The sequence below is a fragment of the Ferruginibacter sp. genome (genome assembly GCF_014377975.1).
Taxonomy (GTDB): Bacteria; Bacteroidota; Bacteroidia; order Chitinophagales; family Chitinophagaceae; genus Ferruginibacter.
This window is the reverse complement of record NZ_JACMOO010000049.1, coordinates 1-22,231: the sequence shown is the minus strand read 5'-3', so window position 1 is coordinate 22,231 and position 22,231 is coordinate 1. Positions and strand designations below refer to the sequence as shown.

Here is a 22,231-nt window from a genome sequence, read left to right as displayed (position 1 = left end):
ACGAAGCTTAGTATGGGAAGTGAAAATTTTATTTTTGAATAGCTTGTAAGAAATTAAATCTAAAGGGTGTTTTAGTGTCTGTTAAATAGAAACAATTTATAGTAAAATAATGTCTATATAAATTATACAAATTTTGACTCTGTCTATTTTTAGAAAAATGTCCATAACTAAGTAGTGTCAGCAAACTCAATTACACTAATTTAAAAAGCAAAAATTAATTAGCGTTATATATTTGATTTATAACGAAACGTTAATACTTTAAGTTACAGTATCGTGACTAAAAATTGAGCGTAATTAAACATTTTATATAATAATCAGATCAGCAAATGCCCGTTATTTTTGCAGGAAGTTTTTAAAATTAAAAGCAATATTTTTTTATAAATAATTATCCCAATCCCTACAATTAAACTGAAAAATTATGCCAATCCTTTTTTTAAAAAATTTTGCACCCAGATGGATTATCTTTTGTTGTGATATTATACTGATTTCAGTTTCGTTTACTTTTTCTTTCTTTCTTAATGAACATCTCTCAGTCAACTTACGCGATATAATTAATTTTATACCTGGTCTCATTACAAATCTGTTAGTCAGCGTTATTTGTATTGGTGTATTTTCCATTTATAAGGGAATTATCCGTTACTCAGAAGTAAGGGATATTATAAGGATTATAAAATTTTCTTTTTTGCAATTTGCTATTTGGGTACTTATTAGATGGGGTGATTCAAACCATTTTGTATCAGGTAAAATCACCATGCCACTGCTGGTAATTAATTTGTTTGCGGTGATGTTTGTTTTAGTTGCATTCAGACTGCTGGTAAAGGAAATTTATTTTATGGCGCAGGCAAGGCCTAATCCAGCTAACAGAACGCTCATTTTTGGAGCAGGAATGATGGGACAAATAACGCAAAAAGTGCTTCAGCAGGATGCCAAAATAAATACTACACTGGTTGGTTTTATAGATGACAATCCATATTTGGTAGGTAAAAAACTGGAGGGTTTACCTATTTACAGTGCAGAGGGAGAACAGCTTGTTAAAATTTTAAAATCAAATCGTATTACGCATATATACATTGCGATTGATAGATTAACAGTAGAAAGAAAAATTGCTATTACCGATTTATGTGCTCCATTTAAAATTAAAGTGAACGTAGTTCCTCATGCCAATCAATGGTCTGGTGGCTTGTTTCAAAAGAATCAGGTTAAGGAAATGAATATTGAAGAACTTTTGGAGCGGGATGAGATTATTCTTCCCAATGACCTGTCAAAAGCAAATTATAAGGATGCAATTATATTAGTTACTGGGGCAGCGGGCTCCATTGGCAGTGAAATTTGTCGTCAGTTGATTGGACATGAGGTAAAGAAATTGATTTTACTGGATCAGGCAGAATCGGGCCTTTTTGATCTTGAATATGAATTAAGGCAAAAAGGAATGCGGCAGGGAATACAGGTTGAAGTAGCATCAGTAAGAGATTATATGCGTATTAAAAAACTTTTTATAACTCATCAACCCGATATAGTTTTTCATGTGGCTGCCTATAAACATGTACCACTGATGGAGTGCTTTTCGAGCGAAGCAGTGCTCACCAATATTTTTGGAACAAAAGTTATCGCGGATCTTTCGATGTTACACAGCGTTAAGAAATTTGTGCTGGTTTCTACTGATAAAGCCGTTAACCCTACCAACGTGATGGGCGCAACCAAAAGGGTTTCCGAAATATATATACAATCTTTAAATGACAGGATTGAATCCAATACAGAATTTATTACTACCCGTTTTGGAAATGTGCTTGGTTCTGCGGGTTCGGTTGTTGCAACTTTCAAAAAGCAAATTTCTAAAGGGGGGCCCGTTACAATTACACACCCGGAGATTACCCGGTATTTTATGACGATTCCTGAAGCTGCAAAATTAGTTTTACAGGCAGGTAAAATTGGAAGATCAAGTGATATTTTGCTTTTTGATATGGGGAAACCAGTAAAAATTATGGACCTCGCTACCCGTATGATTCAACTGGCAGGCTTAGTACCCGGAAAAGATATTTCGATACAATGTACTTCCCTTCGTCCGGGAGAAAAAATGTTTGAAGAATTATTTAAAGATTCAGAAGAATTTGCTCCTACAAGTCATCCTAAAATTTTGCGTGCTAAAAAATGCTCCGACACCAACCCGGATTTTTATTCATTGCTTATAAAACTGGAAGCCGCGGCCATTGCGCATAGTAATGAAATGATTGCACCGCTGCTGGGTAAAATGCTTCCTGAATTTAATCATTCTCCCAATAAATTTAAAAAAGCCATTACTTTAGACCAGGTGGAAAAACTACCATTTAGCTAACTAAAACTGCAAGCAGAATATTTTAAATTATTGAAATACGTGCGCTAATCTTTTAACAACGAACACTTTCTCCATCCATCAGGGAATTTATTGGCATGGTTTTGTAACTACCGTTGGCAGCAATAATTGATAATAACAACAAATACAATCATGGCAATCAATCTTTTAAATACAGTACAGGAAAATCTCCATTATCCGCAGTTGCAAAAAATTAATCCGAATACTCAAGAGGCGGATCAAAGCACTACAACAACAGACAATTTTAGCCAGGCGGCAATTCCTGTAATTTTAACCGGTTTATACAAATTAAGCAGCTCTGATGAAGGAGCGGAGGCAATCTTAAGGGAAGAAAATTCTACAGACTGGGTATCAAAAATATTTAATAATAATAAGCAGGAGATTATAGAAAAAATAGCGGCTTACAGCAATCCGCAAAATCAAATTTCTTCCACTGAGCTAAATAATATTGCTACAGAAAGTATAAAAGTAATAAAGGAAAATTTACCTGAAAATGCTACTTTTAAAGATGTACGTCTTTTTCTTTCAAACCAAACTGATAACATTTTTCCTTACTTGCATGCAAGCTTACATGCAGGCGATTTATTGAATGACACTACCGTGGATGATAACACCAACAAAATGGAAGGTCCTATTTCCAGCATGATGCATAGCATCGGTACTTTGTTTTCAACACCGGAAACGGAAGAAGATAAGACCGGTAAAATTTAACTATTGGGCGTCTTCAAAACTTTTTATTTTGTTGTATAGGGTTTTCCGGTCAATATTTAAAAGTTCAGCAGCCCGCGTTTTATTAAAATTTACTTCTTTTAATACCTGCATAATGGCTTCGTATTCGGCTTTGGATGCGGTATCTTTCAGGTCAAGAGAGGCTGGTTTTATGGGGTTTGATTCTGTTGCTGCCGCAGGTGCTGCTTTTTGCATTATAAACCCGGTAATTTCTGCAGGTAAAGTAGATGGAGAAATTTTGCCTGCATTGGTCAATAATGCAGACCGGCGTATTACATTTCTAAACTCTCTCAAATTTCCCGGCCACGAATAGTTTATAAACATTTTCATTACATCTTCTTCAAACCCTTCAATATTTTTGTCCAGTTCCTTATTGGTTTTTTGTAAAAAGAAATCAGCAAATAAGGGGATATCAATTTTACGGTTTCTCAAAGGGGGTAACTCAATTGAAAACTCATTAAAGCGATGATATAAATCTTCCCGGAACTTTCCATGTTTGTAAGCATCCTGCAGGTTTTCGTTGGTGGCTACAATAATTCTTACATCAACGTCTATTTCCTTGTTACCACCAATTCTTTTTATTTTTCTTTCCTGTATTACTCTTAAAAGCGACGCCTGTATTTCCGATGACAGATTAGCTACCTCATCCAAAAATAAAGTACCACCATTTGCCAATTCAAAATGCCCTTCTTTATCATTAATGGCACCTGTAAAAGCACCTTTTATATGGCCAAATAATTCACTGCCGGCCAGTTCTTTTGAAAGGGTTCCACAGTCCATTGCTACAAAAGGACGGTTTTTACGGCTACTCAATTCGTGGATGGTTTTTGCAATAACTTCCTTACCCGTTCCGCTTTCGCCGTTTAATATAATGCTGTAATTGGTGGGTGCTACTATTTTAATCTGGTTATATAAAGCATTGGTAGCGGCTGCTTCCCCAACCAGAAATTCGGAATTGCCCGGGCTGTTTTTTCTGCTGGTATTTGCTAAGGCAGTATTTGCTGAATGAGGAATGCCATTGTTATTTTCAGACTGATTGATGGCAGCCCGCAACACATTTAAAACTTCATCTGGTATCAGGGGTTTTGTAATATAATCATAAGCCCCGGCTTTAATAACGTCTACGGCAGTTTTAATATCTGAGTACCCGGTAATAATCAATACAATTGTTTGCGGATTGTGCTGTTTTATTTCTATTAAAATGTCCTTGCCATCTTTTTTATCTCCCAACCTGTAATCACATAAAACGATATCGAACTTACCAGCTTTAAACTTTTCCAAACCTTTGTTTCCACTATGTGCAGAGTCAACAGCATAACCATTCTTAGTAAGAAACCTTGTTAACAAAGCACACATGTCAGCATCATCATCAATAATCAAAATACTTCTATTCATGGGGGGTAAACTTTTTTCAAATATACAACTACTTACACTTCTTTTTTTAAGGTAACTTCCTGTACGGGTATTTCTTTTATTTTAATCCATTCTGAATATTCACTGGGCAGTATACTGGCCCCATGTTCATTAGCATAAACTTTGGTAAATTCTGCACCAAGGTATAAAATAACAGAGCTGTAATAAGCCCACAGCATAATAATAATAACTGATCCTGCAGCCCCGTAAATAGACGCTAAATTGGTACGGCCCAAATAATAGCCTATACCCCATTTGCCCAATGTAAATAAAATGGCAGTAACAAAAGCACCGATCGTAATATCTTTCCATTTTATTTTTGCATCGGGAAGTACTTTAAAGATGATGGCGAAAAGCAGGGTGGTGATACTAAAAGAAAGTACATTATCAATGAGCGGTATAAATATTTTACCAACGCCTGAAAGAACATTATTAAGGCGAATGCCAATAACCGATATTAAAGCGTTTAATAACAGCGATACAATAAACACAAAACCTAAACTTATTATAAGCGAAAAAGAAAGCAAACGGTTTATGATCAGTTTCCACCAGGCTTTTTTTGCAATAACTTTTAGACCCCATATTTTATTTAGGGAATCCTGTATTTCCCCGAAAATACTTGTACCACCTATTATTAACACAATGATACTAAATACGCTTGCAAAAGGACTATTTTTTGTAAGGTGAATATTTTTAATTGTGTCCTGTATCTGCATTGCAGCCGGGCCTCCTACCAAATCTTTTATTTCAACATACACTCTTCCTTCTATCGCTTCCTTACCAAATAAGGCTCCGCAAATTGTAATCATAATTATGAGCATGGGTGCGAGGGAAAATACGGTATAGTAAGCTAGTGAGGCACTGTATTTCAAAACATTGTCGTCAATAAATTCCGCAATTACCTGCTTGATAAAATGATACAGCGCAAATCTTTTTTTCTTCATTGTTTAGAATATTTTATTACAAAAAATAGTAGAAAATGTTTTATCCGTTAAAACTCCCTTATAAAAAAGTACCTGTTTGCCGTGTAATAAATTTAGGATTAAAAATATCAATAAACATCAAAATAAATAACTTTCTACAGCGTTCTACAAGCCAGCCAAATACTACCAGAAATAGTAAGCAGTGGTTGTTTGGCTTTGTAATTGTTGCAGGGTTTATTGAAATGTTAGAAAGAATACACCGCGTTGCTTACTTTTTTATTTAAAAAAAAAATTTGAAAACACTTATTATTGATGATGAAATTGATATTTGCTATCTTTTAAGCGGGATATTAAGACAAAAAAACTGCCATACAAATTATGTAAATAACCTGGCTGATGCTGTTGTGCAACTAAAAAATTCTCCCCCTTTTATTGTTTTTTTAGACAATCATTTACCGGATGGTCTGGGGATTGATTTTGTTGCCCATATCAAAAAAAATTATCCAGATACCAAAATCATTATGATTACAGCCTATGATACGATTGATGACAGACAACAGGCAATTAATAAGGGGGTAGATATTTTTATAGGAAAACCGTTTACAAAAGAAGCTATAATTTCTGCAATAGAAGATCTCAATAATTCTCATTCTGTTCCCCATATGTAGAGCTTTCTCTACAAATATCTTTATTTACATATTTACTATCCTGGTTTTTAAAAAAAAACTTATGTGTCTTTCACATTATAATAAGTTTTGTGTGGGTACGCACTTCAATATCTGGCAAGGTTTTTATTTTATTTTAAATATTGTGTAACTAAAAAATTTATTTGTTATGGGCAACCTATTATACATTATTGCAGTAATTCTGGTAATTGCATGGGCTATTGGTTTTTTGGGGTATCATGCAGGTGGTGTTATCCATATTCTTTTGGTAATTGCAATTGTTGCTGTTTTGCTTAAGGTGATCAGGGGTACAGCAAATTAGAAAAACCATCGAAAGTACTGAAGTAATTCTTTATCCGTCATTTTGTATTTTAACTGTACAAAATGATGGGTTTATTTATTATTAAGACAATTAGAAATTGTTTAAAATAGAATTTTCATTTGCCATCCTGAGGTTGGCGTGGTGTGAACGCTAACACCGGCTAAGTAACTTTTGATATTTAACGACTAATCTGTAAAATCAAAACGTATAAAAAAACTTGTACCTTTTCCCGGCATACTTTCTACTTGAATATTGCCTTTGTGGTTAAGAATTATGTTTTGTGTATTGGTAAGTCCCAGGCCATTACCTTTTTGTTTTGTGGTAAAATAAGGTTCAAATAATTTACTGAGAGATACCGTATCCATGCCCACTCCATTATCACTTATTTCAAGTAAACATTTTTCACCTTCTTTTCTGATAGATATTTTTAAAACTCCATCATTCGTATCAATAGCTTCCACCGCATTTACAATAATATTTAAAAGCGCAATTTTTATTTTTTCCTTATCGGCTGAAATAGTAAACTTTTCTGCACTGTAATTTTTTTCAACCTTAATTTGTTTTAGGGCAATACGGTCTTTAGCAAGATCCAAAGCCTCATCCAGCAAGGTGTTTATTAATACGGGCTGGTAATTCAATTCTGCAAATCGGGTAGCATTCAGCAATTCGGTAATTAACTGATTAATGCGTTGGCTATTTCTGTTTACCATATCAAACAGGATAGAAGAATTTGTATCTATACCAGGTAAATCTGATTTTAGCTGTGCTATTGCCAGGTTAATATTTGTTAGCGGATTTCGCACTTCGTGAGCAATGTTACGGGCTATCCTGCCTGTTGCTGCAAATTTTTCAATTCGCCGCATCTGTATCAATTCTTTATTGGCATTATCAAGATCATTTATCCGCAACTGCAATTGTTTTTGAAATTCCAGTACCTGTTGCTCTGAGGCTTTGCGTGCATTATTTTCTCTCGTATAGGTAAGTAAACCAAAAAATGCAAACAAAAAAGCAAGTATCAAAGAAATAACTATAAAAATATTCAAAGCATAATAACGATTGTCAAGCACTTTTGTCTTTTCAATCAACAAGTTTTTTTCTTCCACCTGCATGGTTTTTACAATTGTTCTTATGGAATCCATTACAGATTTACTTTCATAGCCCAGTTTAATTTGTGTATCTGTAATCAAAAAATTATGGGTAGAAAAGTAGTTTAATTCAAAAATCAGGTATTGATACTTCTTATCAACAAGCAATTTTAATTTTTCGAGGTTTTGTTGCTTACTAAATGAATTGCTGAAAGCAGGTTTAAAAAATGCGAACGCACTGTCAACCCTTTGCAAACTTGTGTGATAAGGGTCTAAGAATGCTTCATCTTTTGATATAAAATAACCTCTTACACCAGTTTCGGCATCTTTAATTCCGGATATCAGGTCTTCAAGATGAATAATGATGTTATGGGTACGGGTAATGGCCCTGGTTTGTTCACGTAATTGCCGGTTGGTGTAAAAAATAAAAATAAAAGAAATAAGCAATAATAAAAAAGCAGCACCATATCCTGCACGAATACGTCGGTCAATTTGCAATTGTTTAATAACATTTAGCATCATAAATGATTATATAAATTATAGAAAAGTGAGCATATTTGTGCCCCATAATCGATACTTTTTTTAGTGCTGCTCAGATAAGCCAAATTTGTTAATACTTAATCTTAAAAGAACATAGGCTGTAAAACTAAAGGTATTTTCAAGTTATTTTTAAAAGTTATTTTAAAACCGCACAAAAATTTAACCAAAAAATCTCGGTAATTAATTAGTTATTATAAGGATACCGGGTAAAAGTTGCAAAATTTATATGAGGTGTAACTTCCCTTGCGGCAAAAAGCTGAAAGCTATTTCAAAGACAAAGAAATTTCACTGCATTGAAAATGCAAAATTGTTTGAAATTACAAAACTATTTTAACGCCAGCTTAACCTGTTAGCAGCCAAATTTAAACCAGCAGGCAGCATTTTTCGTAGCATTGTATAAATTAGCATAGGCGAAAAATAATGAGCATTCCCGATTTTTTTGAGATTGTAGCAAAAAAATATTTTTTCCTGAGGCGGGTAACATTTTGCACAATTGTTTGCTGGCATTTTTTAATTAGCAAATTTGCAGGCCGGTTTTAAATAGAGAGTACTATAATATAAAAAATTTTATACTTTACTAACAAATTGGCAGTGTTTTGGATTTGACGAATAGAAACAATTCTTTTAAATAAAAAAATAAAACCATGAGCTCTTCAAAAATTATTACAGGTTTATTAGTTGGTGCCGCTGCGGGAGCAGTATTGGGAATTTTATTTGCTCCTGATAAAGGAGCGGACACCAGAAAAAAAATCAGCAAAAAAAGTGCAGATTTAACTGATACGTTGAAATCAAAATTTAATGAATTGATCGACAGTATTTCTGAGGAGATAGAAAATGCAAAAAATGCGGCAGACGATGCCCTGGCTGAAGGCAACGAAAAAGCGGCTACAGTACAATCCAGTATCAAGCATTCTTTGTCTTAAAATTTTTTTAATCACCTTACACCCGGGCTAAAATAAAACAAATGAAAAATCTGCCAAATACCATTAGGTCGCTGTTGGAAAGTACAGGTGATTATGTGGAAACAAAGGTTAATTTATTTAAACTGAAGGCTGTTGATAAATCTTCAGACATAATATCTTCCATTGCTTCATGGTTAGTTATAGCATTATTTATAGTTTTTGGATTTATTATTATAAACGTTGGCCTGTGTATTTGGCTGGGAGATTTGATGGGCTCTGCCTGCTATGGATTTTTTGTTATAGGGGGCTTTTATTTATTACTGGGTGTAATTATATTGTCATTTAAAAGTAAATGGATAAAACAGCCCATAAATGACTTGATTATAAAAAAAATACTTAATTAAGTAATATGCAAATTAATAATTCGGCAGAATTGCGGGAAAACATAAAAAGACTGGAACAACACCAGCAACAACAAAAAGATAATCTGGCAGAGGAATTTTACGCTACCTATCAAAGTCTGATGCCAATCAATATTTTAAAAAGTTCTATAAACAAAGTGGTGCATTCTCCAGGTGCGGTAGATAATATCGTGAATGCGGGTATCAGTATTGGCCTTGGATTGTTATCAAAAAAAGTAATGATTGGCAAATCTGCAGGCATAGCCAAAAAGTTATTGGGAACAGCGATGGAACTTGGTGTAGCCAGTTTGGTTTCAAAAAAAGCAGCCTCCATTAAATCAGGCGGTCTTAATTTATTGAGCAAAATTTTTAAACCTAAAAATCGCCCGGTGAGCAATGGGTAGATTACTGGCTGTTTTTATTTTTTGATAAAGTAACAACTATTTCAAAATACAGAGTTTACCGGCCAGAAAGGGCCGGTTTTTGTTTAAATATTTTTTGTATATTTTGATGACAGTCAGTGCTGCTTTACCTTAGACCTGTGTTTTATTATGCCATAAAAAAATAAAAAATAGCCATAAATTTTTATAAACAAGACTCTATATTTTACTACCTGAAAAGCTGTTTAAAAATGATTTCAAGAAATATCTTGTCACTTTAAAAGTGGCTGGTGTGCACTCCGGGTAATGGCGGTATTCCGGGGTTGCACTCCATCAGCCTGCAGAGCGGAAGTGGAAATTCTATTTTTAAATAATTACCGTTATTTTTTGAGAAATAAATACCCTTACTGCAATAAAAAAATTATTTTATATTATACTAAAACTTCATCTTAAAACGTTTCAGTGATAATTACAAATAGGTGCAGGAAGCAACTCCATTTATTTTATCTTCGTCTTTAATCATGTCAAAATATTTAATTACAGGCCTTGGTAATATAGGGAACGAATATGCAAACACCCGTCATAATATAGGTTTTGATGTAGTGAATGCATTTGTACAAAAGCATGGGGGAGCATTTAAATCGGAAAGGCTTGCTCTTGTGGCTGAAGTAAAATGGAAGGGCAAATTGTTTATCTGCATTTGCCCGACTACTTTTATGAATTTAAGTGGCAGAGCTTTTAAATATTGGATGGACAAAGAAAAGATACCTTTAGAAAATACCTTGACAATAGTTGACGACCTTGCACTTCCATTAGATAAACTGCGTTTACGGGCCGGTGGTTCCAGTGCAGGACACAACGGACTTAAAGATATTCAAAATGTTTTGGGAACAGATATATATCCCAAACTTCGGTTTGGAATTGGAAATAATTACCCCAAGGGAATGCAGGCAGATTTTGTTTTGAGTAAATGGTTACTTGTAGAATTGACAACAGTTCAGTTAAAAATTAGAAAGTGCATTGAGGTAATTGAAAGTATAGCTGTTGTTGGTATTGAAAAAACTATGAATGAGGTGAATAAGCTTTCTATACAGCCGTAAGGCACCAGTAATGACCTAATTGTTTTGTTTATTTGATTTGTTTATATTCGCTCCCTAAAACCCAGCTATCCTAATAACAAAAAAAGATGAAGATAATTTGTGTAGGCCGCAATTACCCGGCCCATGCCAAAGAGCTTGGCAACGATATACCAGATGAGCCTGTGATTTTTATGAAGCCTAAAAGTGCGCTGCTGCAGAGCCATACGCCTTTTTACTATCCTGAATTTACCAACGAGCTTAACTATGAATGTGAACTGGTACTGCGTATTTGTAAAAATGGCAAGTATATCCAGGAACGGCACGCTACCAACTATTATAACGGTATTACACTAGGTATTGATTTTACAGCCAGGGATATTCAAAATGACCTTAAAGCAAAGGGGCTGCCGTGGGAAAAAGCCAAGGCATTTGATAATTCTGCTGCCGTAGGAAAATTTATTGACCTCACGCCAACCTTCAACAAAAAAAATATCAACTTTACTTTTTATAAAAATAAGGAACTGGTGCAACAGGGAAACAGCAACCAGATGATTTTTTCTTTCGACTATATCATTTCCCATATCTCCAACTATTTTTCATTAAACATCGGCGATTTAATTTTTACCGGAACGCCCTCTGGTGTAGGAGAATGCGTGGTGGGAGATGACCTTGAAGCCTTTATTGAAAAGGAAATGCTGCTTAAAATGGAAATAAAATAATTCCCTTCAATTTTATTAATATTGAATTCATCCGGGCTAAAACAGTCAGGTGGTGTTGCGTATTGTGAATATCCTATCGGTAAAAAAAAAGTTATGTTTATCAATAAGAGCAAGGTTTTTGCCAAATTACTTCAACTTTTAAACTGCTAAGTTTTTAGCATTTCACAAAAACGCCTATATTTGCACCCCGAAATGTCGGGGTAGCTCAGCTGGTTAGAGCATCGGATTCATAACCCGAAGGTCGGCAGTTCAAGTCTGCTTCCCGATACATTTGTACTACGGCACTGGATTTTTCTGGTGCCGTTTTAGTTTCCATCATACAATACCCTCCTGCAAAAGAAAAATTCTAAATGCTATTGTCGGTTCAAAAAAAAGGTAAAGGAAAATATCAAAATAATTGTTTAGCTTTTTTCTGTCGGCCATAAAAATAATAATTCCGGCTGCTATGCAATACCTCCTGGTATATCCTGAACCGCTGAAAGTTTTTTTAGACCAGTTAAATTCAAATGGCCCGAAATGTACCACTTTTGCTGTGGAAATCTAAAACCACTATAAATCAGCATCAAGATGAAGTTTAAAATTAAATTAATACCATTAACTTTCGTGTAGCGTAAACGTTTTTTTAGATTAATTGATATTAACAAGGATGGTGCCAGCTAAAAGCATATCATTATTGCAACTATCGTGGTATTTAAACCCCGGTTTAAATTATAACTAACAGTGTAAAAAAGCGAAAATAACTGGCATGAATTTTTAGCCATCCTTTTAAAAAATATTTAGTTATGGAACACACACAGGAAACAATCGAAATATTGAATGATCTCATAACAATCAACAATGACCGCATTGCAGGATATGAAAAGGCAATGGAAGAATTAAAAGGGAATGATACAGATATTTGTTTGGTATTTGAAAAGATGATTGATGAAAGCCGTGAGTTACGCAATGCCCTTGGACGGGAAGTACAGGTTTTAGGCGGTACAATGGCAGATGGCACCATGGCCAGTGGAAAAATTCACCGGGCCTTGATGGATGTGGAAGCTATTTTTACGGGCCACGACAGTCATACCATACTTGCCAATTGCGAAGCGGGGGAAGATGCAGCGCAAAGAGCTTATAGCGCTGCATTGGCAGAAAAACATATTCCTCATTTTTTAAGAGATATGATCAGCGGGCAACAGAAATTACTACGCAATGCACATGATGAAATTAAAGATTTAAGGAATCAGACAACGTGAAATAATTAGAATAGGTCTGGTTTTTCTCCACAAAATAGTTTTTGTCGAATAGTATGCCTTGCGCTGCTCAACACCATTCTTTTTTATTGTAAACCTGGATGTATAATTACACCTTACTGCAAAATTTAATTGTTATTTATCTTCCCACTTATTAAAATCATTAGTAGATAATAAAATTTACATAATCAGAATTTCTCCAGAATCAATTATTATCATTGCCTTTGTTATAGACATTATGGTCTTAACATTCCTTATTTACTCAGTTTGAAATACTAAATTGTGTAACCTGTATTAAAACAAATGGTAAATTTTGATGAATAAATTATGTTTGGTGGTGGTATTTTATTTATTGCCTTTTCTATTATGGGCTCAAAATAAAAATGCAGTATACTTTATAACCGAAGGGTTAAAAAATAATCCCACGCTTACAGAAAATACTAACCTGCAGCAATTTTTTCAAATTCAAAATGACATCATCACCGCCCAAAATAAAAAGCCACAGGTAAACTTTACGGCGGATTATATATTTACACCTTTCTTTTTTAACAATGGTCATATCATCAGTATCACCCCCAATCCATCCGCCAAAGCCTATGGGTATGATGCGGGCTTAAGCAACGGCGGTTTATATGCCGGACAGTTAAATGTAGCCATACCCTTGTTTAACAATGCACTCATTAAACCATTGTATGACCAAAATAAAATACAGGCGTCCATATCAGCTTTTAGCCGCAAACAATTGGAACAGGACCTGAAAAAATTAATCATAGATCAATACATAATTACCTATCAGTTTAAGCAGCAAAAGGAGTACCTGCAAAAAATTATTGATCAGTTGGAATCAAGAAAGCCTTACGTAACAGCATTGGTAAAACAAGGGTTACTGCAGCAAAATGATTACCTTTTACTCGACATTCAACAAACTACCAGCCGCAATGATTTGCTGCAGTTACAATTTGCCTACAACAATGGAGTAGGGTTGCTTAAAAACCTGGCGGCAATTGCAGACACAACAATTTTTGATCTTGAGCCACCAGATATATCGCTTCAGCCGGCACCGGCAGAATATTATTATGCTCAAAAATTTCGGCTTGACAGTTTGAACCTTTTGGCGCAGCAAAATGTGTTTAACTTAAAATACAAAACACAGGTAAATGCAATAGGTTCAACCGGTATTTATTCATCGGATTTCAGTAACCTGGATCACAACATTGGGTTAAGTGCCGGTGTACATTTATTAATACCAATTTATGATGGTAAACAAAAAAAATTAAATGAAAGGCAAAACAATATATTACTTACCAACCAGCAGGCTTATAGAAACAACGCAGCTTTATTGCAACAAAATAATATCCGCAATGCAAAACAACAAATAATGCAATGGCGGCAAACCATTGTATTGCTTGATCTGCAAATACAAAAGCAGGAATTGTTGCTGGATATTATTAAGGATAAAGTAATAAAGGGACAGGTAACCGTAATGGATTATGTACATGCTTTACAGGATTATGCCATTACGGAAAAAAATAAAGCATTGGCAACCACCAATGTTTTGCTGTACACCAATCAATACAATTATTATAACTGGTAAATATTAAAAGGATGCTTTTATTTAGAAATGTATTGGTGCAATTAATGCTCGTAATGGCTTTCTGTGCTGCTTGTAAACAAAAAGAAGCAACGGCAGAAGCAGCGCAGGAGACCGTTAAAACGGCAGTTGTAATTGTGCAACCTGTTCAGCATTCTTTAACTGATTTTCTGGAATTAAATGCAAATACAGTTTTTAAAAGAAAAGTAGTAATTAGAACTAATATTACCGGCTATATCATTGACATGCACTGGAAAGTTGGTGACCGGATTAGTTCGGGCTCTACGTTTTGTTCTATCAAAACCAAAGAGCAGGATGCACTCAAAAGCATTGACCAGCGGGAGCCTTCTTTAAAACAGTTTCAACAGCCAATCCGGATCGCTTCAAGTGCGGCAGGTTTTATTACCTCGGTGAATTATATACAGGGCGATTTTGTAAATGAAGGAGATGTACTGGCTACAATTACCGAACCTTCGTCATTGGTGCTTACGGTGAATGTTCCTTATGAGTACCATCAATATGTGTATAATGGGCGCAGTTGTGAAGTAAAGTTACCCGACGGCAGAAAAATAGATGCTTCTATTTCCATGAGCATACCCGTAATTGATTCGCCCTCTCAAACCCAGCAATATTTTATTCACCTGCCGGTTAACCTTCATTTACCTGAAAATATGAATGTGCTGGTGCGTATCCCCATGAAACAAAAATTAAATACGCTTTGCCTGCCGCTGGCTGCCATACAAACTAATGAAACGCAAACTGAATTTTGGGTAATGAAGCTGTTAAATGATTCACTGGCAGTGCGTGTACCCGTTACCGTCGGCCTGCAAAATGATTCTTTAAAAGAAGTGATTACAGGGGTAACAATAAACGACCGGATAATTACCGAGGGAGGATTTGGACTGGGAGATTCATCGCTGGTAGGAATTTCAAAATAATTGATAATTGGTACTGAATACTGGCAAAATTAACTGCGGCAATATTATATAAAACAATGAAACAATTTCATACTATCTATAAAAAGCCTTTACTTGGGTTGACTGTATTATTAATACTGGCGGGTATTTTCAGTTATTCAAGTCTGAAAACAGGACTGTTTCCGGATATCACTTTTCCAAAAATAAAAGTGATTGCAGATGCGGGGCAACAATCAGTGGATAAGATGATGACGACCGTGACCATTCCTTTGGAAAATTTTATTAAACGTACAGAAGGCCTGGATTATATCCGCAGTACTACGTCCAGGGGAAGTTGTGAAATTTCTGTTTTTCTAAAATGGGATGCCAATGTTGACCTCGCAAAATTACAAATGGAATCGCTCATTAACGAGGTGCGGGGCAACCTTTTAGCAGGTACCAAAATTACCGTTGAAAAAATGAATCCCTCCATTTTGCCTGTCATGGGATTTTCAATGGAAAGTAACCGGAGCGGGATTGAGCTCAAAAAAATTGCCCTGCTGCAAATCAAACCTTTTCTTGCAGCTACTCCCGGGGTATCCGATGTGGCAATAATTGGGGGTAAAACAAAGGAATACCAGATTGTACTAAGGCCGGAAAAATTAACGCAACTCGGTATCACCCCCCAGCAAATTGCCACCATCGTGGCTCAATCAAATGTTTTGCAATCCAATGGTTATATAAGTGACTACAACCGGCTTTACCTCACACTAACTGACAATGCGATAGCCGGTAAAACAGAACTTGAAAATCTCATCATCCTTAATTCTGCTAAAAGGGTTGTACTGTTAAAAGATGTGGCAGATGTGCAGATTGCGGCGATGAAAGAATATGTGAAAATCAATGCCAATGGGAAAGACGTACCATTGATAGCGGTGATAAAGCAGCCAACCGCCAACCTTATTGAAGTAAACAACGGCGTATTGAAAAAGGTAAAGGAACTGGAAAATATTTTACCCAAAGATGTAAAGATCAGGCCGTATTATTTACAGGCTGATTTTGTAAATGAAAGTGTTAAAAGTATAAAGGATGTTTTATGGATAGGAATTTTACTGGCAATTGTAGTGGTGGTGGTTTATCTGCGCTCACTAAAATCAAGCCTGGTATTGCTGCTCACTATTCCTACTACCCTGGCTTTAACACTGGTAGTATTATACAGCATTGGGTATACTTTCAACATTATGACACTGGGCGCCATTGCTGCTGCCATCGGTTTAATGATTGATGACGCCGTAATTGTGGTGGAACAAATACACCGCAGCCACGAAGAACATCCGGAAAAGTCCATGTCTTTTATTGTGAGTAAAGCCATTCATTATTTATTTCCGGCAATGGTAGGTTCGTCGTTGAGTACCATTGTAATTTTTATTCCTTTTATATTGATGAGTGGGGTAGCGGGGGCCTATTTTAAAGTGCTGGCTTTTACCATGATTATTACCCTCACTGTTTCTTTTTTTATTACCTGGCTGGTATTGCCGGCTTTATTTTTATTATTTAGCCCAAAGGATAAACCGCAAATACAAAGCAGGGTCGCTGCTGATACAAAGCCAAAAGAACAGGGAGGATGGATACGCTTTTTTGTACGCCATGCCTGGATTGGGATTTTATTTGCCATTGCCTGTGGCGTTGTAATTTATATATTGCCCGGAAAAATGCCATCTGGTTTTTTACCTGAGATGGATGAAGGGGGAATCGTACTGGACTTTAACAGTCCGCCGGGTACTACCCTGGAGGAAACAGACCGGATGTTGAAAAAGGTAGATAAAATTATACTGGAGCAGCCTGAAGTGGCCAGTTACAGCCGCAGGCTGGGAACCCAAATGGGATTTTTTATTACAGAACCTAACCGCGGAGATTTTCTGATACAGCTAAAAAAGAAACGGGATAAAACAACGGATGAAGTGTCTGCTGCATTGAGGGCAAAAATTGAAGCGACACTGCCACAGTTAAAAGTTGATTTTGGCCAGGTGATTGGTGATATGCTGGGCGACCTGATGAGCAGCGTTCAACCGGTAGAAATAAAAGTATTTGGCGATAACCGCGTAAAGCTGGAAGATATTTCCCGGCAGGTGGCAGGCATTGTACGGGGTGTAAACGGAACAGCGGATGTGTTTGATGGTATTGTGATTGCAGGGCCACAGGTAATGGTACAGCCCAATGTTGCAAGGCTGGCGCAGTTTGGAATTACGCCTGCCGATTTCCAGTTTCAACTGCAAACCCAGCTGGAAGGAAATGTTGTGAGCTCCATCATTGAAAAAGAACAGTTGGTAAATATCCGGATGCTTTACCCCAATGCGCTACGCACCACCGTTACTTCACTCAATAGCGGTAATATTTTATTACCCGGCGGTTCTCTTAAACCCATTGGTACCGTTGCAAACATACAACTGGAAAACGGGGTAGCGGAAATTGAAAGACAAAATCAAAAGATGATGGGTGTGGTAACTGCCCGTTTGCAAAATCGTGATCTGGGGAGTACGCTAAAAGATATTCAAAAAGATATCAAGAAAAATTTATCACTGCCACCTGGCTACCACATTGAATATGGCGGCTCCTATGCAGAACAGCAAAAGGCTTTCAGCGAATTGCTTACCATTTTATTAACTGCCTGTTTGCTGGTTTTTATTGTATTGCTGGTTTTATTCCGGGAATTTATAGTGTCTTTTTTTATCATCTTGCTGGCTGTGTTGGGTGTGGCCGGATGCTTGCTGGCACTGTATATTACCAATACGCCATTAAATGTAGGCAGCTATACCGGTATCATTATGATTGTAGGTATTATTGGAGAAAATTCTATTTTTACCTATCAGCAATACCTGCAGGCAAAGCTCACCATGAATACAGAGCAGAGCATTGTTTTTGCCATTGCAGCCAGATTGCGTCCAAAACTAATGACGGCCACTGCTGCCATCATGGCCTTACTGCCGCTGGCATTGGGGCTGGGGGCAGGCGCCCAGTTGCACCAACCTTTAGCCATTGCCGTTATCGGAGGGCTATGTGTTGCATTGCCTTTGCTGCTGATAGTATTACCTTCTTTTTTAAGGTTGATACATCGCAAAAACTGAGCACTGAAAGATACTTAAACATTTATAGGCCAGCGGCTGATTAAAACAGGCAAATAATAAAAGTATGCAGCAGATGGTTGGTTGTGATTCCAAATGTGTACTTTACTTTTATTTTTTACACAAATCAAATAGTTATTTATGTGGTGGATCTACGCTTTATTATCGGCCCTGTTTGCATCGCTTACAGCCATTTTTGCCAAAATAGGCATTACCAATGTCAACTCTAATTTGGCCACTGCCATCCGTACCATCATTATTTTAATAATTGCATGGGGTATTGTATTGGCAAGGGGCGAAGCAAAGGGTTTGTCAACACTATCAAAACACAACCTGATTTTTTTAGTCATCTCGGGCATTGCCACCGGACTTTCCTGGATATTTTATTTTAAGGCCTTACAAATAGGTAAGGTATCGCAGGTAGCACCTGTAGATAAATTAAGTGTGGCCCTTACCATTATTTTATCAGTAGTATTTTTAGGCGAAGCGCTTACCATCAAAACAGCTATTGGGGCATTGCTCATTATTGCCGGAACCGCAGTGATGATTTTTTAAACTGTATAAAGTTTCAGCTCTGGATGGGTTTGTCAAAAAAATTATACTTTTAATTTGCTTTGGTTTAAGGAGCAATCCAGGCATGCAACTAAGAATCAACCAGTTCACATAATACAGTGTTGGTTTTATTGACCAACACTCAATAATATTACTTCTATAAATCCAAACACCTATGCATCAAACTAAGAAACAACCAGTTTAAATTGATGTAAATTATTTTCGTATTTGTATTGTATGGCGATAGCATTGGTATCGCATATTTCCTTTACTATCGCTAACCCTAATCCATTACCAGTAGCAGTATCATGTTTGGCAAAGCGTTGAAACAACTGTGCTTCGCCAATAGCCGGGAGCATGCTGGTATTTGTTATCTCCAAACCATGTCCCGTAATAGTAATGATGATTTTTCCCTGCTGTTGATTATACCGGATGGCATTACTAAATAAATTTGAAACAAGCATGTCGGCGAGTAATGGATGAATGTACAGCAGCCAGTCTGCCTGTACTGTTATCAAAAGCTCAATTTTCTTTTGATCCAATAACTCTGCAAAAAAAGACTGGTATTTTTCAACAACAGTTTTAATACTCACCGATTCCATCGCCGCAAACTGATTGTTTTCTATTTTCGTAATCAGCAACAATGCCTGGTTTAGTTTGGATAGCCGTTGCGTGGCTTCAAAGGCTGAGGTAATGACTGTTGATTGTTGTTCGGTCAGGGCATTATCCTGTAATAACAATTCCAGTTTAGATTGAATGATTGCCAGTGGGGTTTGTATTTCATGACTTGCATTCTGTGTAAAGGTTTTCATGGAAAGATAATCTTCCTGTATTTTGTTTGTCATGGCATTTAAAGAACTGTTCAATGCATTAAATTCACGAATGGAAACTTTATCAAAATGTACCTGCTGCAATTGCTGCAGATTAAGGGACGTAATCTTTGACAAAGAGGCGTTAAAAGGTTTCCACAACCTTTTATTAATATACAAATTAATTAATAGAAAAAGCAACAGCAGCCCGCCAAAAACCATACTCATCAACACAATTAAATTCTTAAAAACATCCTGCTGTTCTATTACCGACCGTTGAAAGGATAATTTGTAATACTGTTTGTTATGCTCAATAAAAACAGTAAGACTGCGATAAGGTACTTTTTCCTGTTCCGAAGATTCATACAGTAAGGTATCCGAAAAATATGTATTGCCAGAAAAGGTATTGCTTTTTTCAATCTGTATAAAAGGATTATTTAGTTGCAAAATATCTTTATCTGCCGGTAAATGGTTCAGGTGATTCACCCATAATTCATTGCTGTATTGTAATTCTTCATCCAGTTCGTGCCGCAATGATCTTTCAATGTTATAATACAAAAGCCAACCGCTCAACATCAAAAGAGGGATACTAAAAAGCAAATAATAAATAGTAGTTCTTGTAAGCAGTTTCATTGTAAGTAGCTAATCAATATTTTAGTTATCGGTAAATTTATACCCTGTACCATAAATAGTTTTAATGTAATCCGGCGTGCCGGATTCTATCAGTTTTTTTCGGAGGTTTTTAATATGGGTATATAAAAAATCGTACGATACTACCTGGTCGTACTGATCGCCCCAGATATGTTGCGCCAACGCAGATTTTGTAATTACCCTTCCTTTATTATTGATAAAATAAATAAGCAGGTCAAATTCTTTTTGAGTTAGCTCAACAGAAATTTTATTCACTTTTACCGATTTGGCAGCAGGAAATATTTCAATTTCATTAAACAATATTTTTTCATCTCCTTCAAAATGCCTCCGTCGGATAATGGCCGCAACCCGTGCATTCAGTTCCGATAAATGAAAAGGCTTCGTCAGGTAATCATCGCTGCCCAGTTGAAGCCCGGTTATCTTATCATCCACTGCATCTCTTGCAGAAATGATGATGATACCCGCTTTCGATTTCATTCCTTTTAATTCTTTTACAATGTCCAAACCACTTCCCATGGGGATACCAATATCCACCAGTACACAATCATACTCATAAAAATCAATCTTATCCATGGCCTCTTTAAAGTTGCCGGCTATTTCGCACAGATAGCCCTGCGTTTCCATATATTGTTGAATGGAATCTCTCAACGAAATTTCATCTTCTATTATCAGCAATTTCATCATTAAAAATAAAAGATAATTCTGAGGGAATACTGATTATAAAAATAATGATTGGTAAAAAACAATTGACCGGGCCAGGAAGCAATGTGGTACTGCATGGGCGTCGCACTCTTGTACTGTTTTTTTTAATGCGGCTTCCGCTTTCTATTCTCTGGTAATGCTGCCTTGGCTTCAGCTTTACAAAACAATAACGCAACCCGTTCAAGCAATGGTAACAGGTACAATATCTTCAGTATTGCTACAGAATCATTTATCAACTTTATTTAAAATATTAAAAATATGCAAGTCTACAGGTTAATACTCTCTACAATCATACTGCTAAGTGCTGGTATGATATCTAAAGCACAACAAGCCAATAAAATTCATTTACTCAATACCTTTCATATCAAAAGCGAAGGTGGGTGGGATTATATTGCTGTTCAGCCCAATTCCAATAAATTATATGTATCACATGGCAACCAGGTAAATATCCTTGATAAAACCACCGGCGACTCTTTAGGAATTATTCCCAACACAACCGGAGTTCACGGCATCGAATTCATACCTTCATTAAACAAGGGATACACCAGTAACGGACGGCTAAATAATGTTACCGTATTCGATTTAAAAACCAACGCCATTCTCTCTCAGATAGCAACGGGCACAAATCCAGATGCGATTTTTTATGATGAGTTTTCAAAAAAAATCATTACGTGCAATGGCCGCAGTAATGATCTTTCTATCATTGATCCTGTAACAGAAAAGGTAGTTGCAACTATAGCAGTTGGCGGCAAACCAGAAACATTAGTAAGCAATAATAGAGGGAAAGTATTTGTAAATATTGAAGATAAAAATGAAATAGAGGTAATAGATATTACAAAGAATATTGTTGAAAAACATTGGTCGTTATTACCGGGCGAATCGCCAACTGGCCTGGCGTATGATGCAACAACTAAAAGGCTTTTTGCTGGTTGTGGTGATAATAAATTATTAGTGATCATAAATGCAGAAAATGGCAGCATTGTAGATAAATTACCGATTGGTGCCGGCTGCGATGGAGTTGGATATGATGCGGTGCAAAAATTAATTTATACCAGCAACGGCGAAGGAACCATGACGGTAGTGAAAGAGATATCCAAAGATAAATTTGTAGTAGCGGCAACCATTACCACAAAAAAATCGGCCAGAACCCTTGCTGTTGATGAAG

At 36.2% G+C, this 22,231-nt stretch carries 20 protein-coding genes and 1 tRNA gene; 16 read left to right on the top strand and 5 right to left on the bottom strand.

The genetic code is table 11. The features are described 5' to 3' along the window. Positions 1-682: 682 nt before the first annotated feature. Entirely contained in the window at positions 683-2,332 is a 1,650-nt protein-coding gene (locus H7254_RS03260) for a nucleoside-diphosphate sugar epimerase/dehydratase (protein WP_301931618.1), read from the top strand. Between the two features lie 150 nt (positions 2,333-2,482). After that, the gene (locus H7254_RS03255; protein ID WP_301931617.1) at positions 2,483-3,061 is read left to right on the top strand and encodes a hypothetical protein; all 579 of its coding nucleotides are present in this window, start codon (positions 2,483-2,485) and stop codon (positions 3,059-3,061) included. Here the strand turns inward: H7254_RS03255 and H7254_RS03250 are convergent, their stop codons facing one another. Together H7254_RS03250 and H7254_RS03245 are read right to left on the bottom strand one after the other, a co-directional pair. After that, positions 3,062-4,474, bottom strand: a complete 1,413-nt coding sequence (locus tag H7254_RS03250; protein ID WP_301931616.1) for a sigma-54 dependent transcriptional regulator — start codon at positions 4,472-4,474, stop codon at positions 3,062-3,064. 32 nt (positions 4,475-4,506) lie between these two features. Beyond that, positions 4,507-5,436 carry a YihY/virulence factor BrkB family protein gene (locus H7254_RS03245; protein ID WP_301921447.1) on the bottom strand — a complete coding sequence of 310 codons (930 nt, stop codon included), beginning with the start codon at positions 5,434-5,436 and terminating at the stop codon, positions 4,507-4,509. A gap of 272 nt (positions 5,437-5,708) precedes the next feature. Between H7254_RS03245 and H7254_RS03240 the strand changes: the two genes are divergently transcribed. Next, on the top strand, positions 5,709-6,083 hold the full coding sequence (locus tag H7254_RS03240; protein WP_301921446.1) for a response regulator: 375 nt from the start codon (positions 5,709-5,711) through the stop codon (positions 6,081-6,083). A gap of 166 nt (positions 6,084-6,249) precedes the next feature. Next, the gene (locus H7254_RS03235; RefSeq protein WP_301921445.1) at positions 6,250-6,402 is read left to right on the top strand and encodes a lmo0937 family membrane protein; all 153 of its coding nucleotides are present in this window, start codon (positions 6,250-6,252) and stop codon (positions 6,400-6,402) included. Positions 6,403-6,587: 185 nt separating this feature from the next. Here H7254_RS03235 and H7254_RS03230 read toward each other — a convergent pair whose 3' ends face one another. After that, a complete protein-coding gene (locus H7254_RS03230; protein ID WP_301931615.1) occupies positions 6,588-8,009 on the bottom strand; it encodes an ATP-binding protein in 1,422 nt (473 codons plus the stop codon). 662 nt (positions 8,010-8,671) lie between these two features. On the opposite strand from H7254_RS03230, the gene H7254_RS03225 reads away from it, so the two are divergent. The 11 genes from H7254_RS03225 (at position 8,672) to H7254_RS03175 (ending at position 18,907) form a co-directional block, all read left to right on the top strand. Beyond that, entirely contained in the window at positions 8,672-8,950 is a 279-nt protein-coding gene (locus tag H7254_RS03225; RefSeq protein ID WP_301931614.1) for a YtxH domain-containing protein, read from the top strand. Between the two features lie 41 nt (positions 8,951-8,991). Next, the gene (locus H7254_RS03220) at positions 8,992-9,333 is read left to right on the top strand and encodes a phage holin family protein (RefSeq protein WP_301931613.1); all 342 of its coding nucleotides are present in this window, start codon (positions 8,992-8,994) and stop codon (positions 9,331-9,333) included. Between the two features lie 5 nt (positions 9,334-9,338). After that, the gene (locus H7254_RS03215) at positions 9,339-9,734 is read left to right on the top strand and encodes a hypothetical protein (RefSeq protein WP_301931612.1); all 396 of its coding nucleotides are present in this window, start codon (positions 9,339-9,341) and stop codon (positions 9,732-9,734) included. Between the two features lie 497 nt (positions 9,735-10,231). Continuing rightward, complete coding sequence (gene pth, locus H7254_RS03210; protein WP_301931611.1) at positions 10,232-10,810, top strand: aminoacyl-tRNA hydrolase; 579 nt, start codon at positions 10,232-10,234, stop codon at positions 10,808-10,810. Positions 10,811-10,896: 86 nt separating this feature from the next. Beyond that, a complete protein-coding gene (locus H7254_RS03205) occupies positions 10,897-11,508 on the top strand; it encodes a fumarylacetoacetate hydrolase family protein (RefSeq protein ID WP_301931610.1) in 612 nt (203 codons plus the stop codon). 194 nt (positions 11,509-11,702) lie between these two features. After that, positions 11,703-11,776: transfer RNA gene (locus tag H7254_RS03200), tRNA-Met, on the top strand. A gap of 514 nt (positions 11,777-12,290) precedes the next feature. After that, positions 12,291-12,746 carry a PA2169 family four-helix-bundle protein gene (locus H7254_RS03195; protein WP_301931609.1) on the top strand — a complete coding sequence of 152 codons (456 nt, stop codon included), beginning with the start codon at positions 12,291-12,293 and terminating at the stop codon, positions 12,744-12,746. A gap of 313 nt (positions 12,747-13,059) precedes the next feature. After that, positions 13,060-14,337, top strand: coding sequence for a TolC family protein (locus tag H7254_RS03190; RefSeq protein WP_301931608.1), 1,278 nt, complete (start codon positions 13,060-13,062; stop codon positions 14,335-14,337). Positions 14,338-14,348: 11 nt separating this feature from the next. Further along, a complete protein-coding gene (locus H7254_RS03185; RefSeq protein WP_301921436.1) occupies positions 14,349-15,272 on the top strand; it encodes an efflux RND transporter periplasmic adaptor subunit in 924 nt (307 codons plus the stop codon). 56 nt (positions 15,273-15,328) lie between these two features. After that, the gene (locus tag H7254_RS03180; RefSeq protein ID WP_301931607.1) at positions 15,329-18,355 is read left to right on the top strand and encodes an efflux RND transporter permease subunit; all 3,027 of its coding nucleotides are present in this window, start codon (positions 15,329-15,331) and stop codon (positions 18,353-18,355) included. 138 nt (positions 18,356-18,493) lie between these two features. Further along, positions 18,494-18,907: an EamA family transporter gene (locus H7254_RS03175; protein WP_301931606.1), complete on the top strand. Its 414-nt coding sequence runs from the start codon at positions 18,494-18,496 to the stop codon at positions 18,905-18,907. 182 nt (positions 18,908-19,089) lie between these two features. Here the strand turns inward: H7254_RS03175 and H7254_RS03170 are convergent, their stop codons facing one another. Both H7254_RS03170 and H7254_RS03165 read right to left on the bottom strand, forming a co-directional pair. Further along, entirely contained in the window at positions 19,090-20,346 is a 1,257-nt protein-coding gene (locus H7254_RS03170) for a HAMP domain-containing sensor histidine kinase (protein ID WP_301931605.1), read from the bottom strand. A 21-nt stretch (positions 20,347-20,367) separates the two neighbouring features. Further along, positions 20,368-21,048, bottom strand: coding sequence for a response regulator transcription factor (locus H7254_RS03165; protein ID WP_367875415.1), 681 nt, complete (start codon positions 21,046-21,048; stop codon positions 20,368-20,370). Between the two features lie 276 nt (positions 21,049-21,324). Here H7254_RS03165 and H7254_RS03160 point away from each other — a divergent pair. Next, positions 21,325-22,231: YncE family protein (locus H7254_RS03160; protein WP_301931604.1), on the top strand; the 907-nt coding region annotated here is incomplete at its 3' end.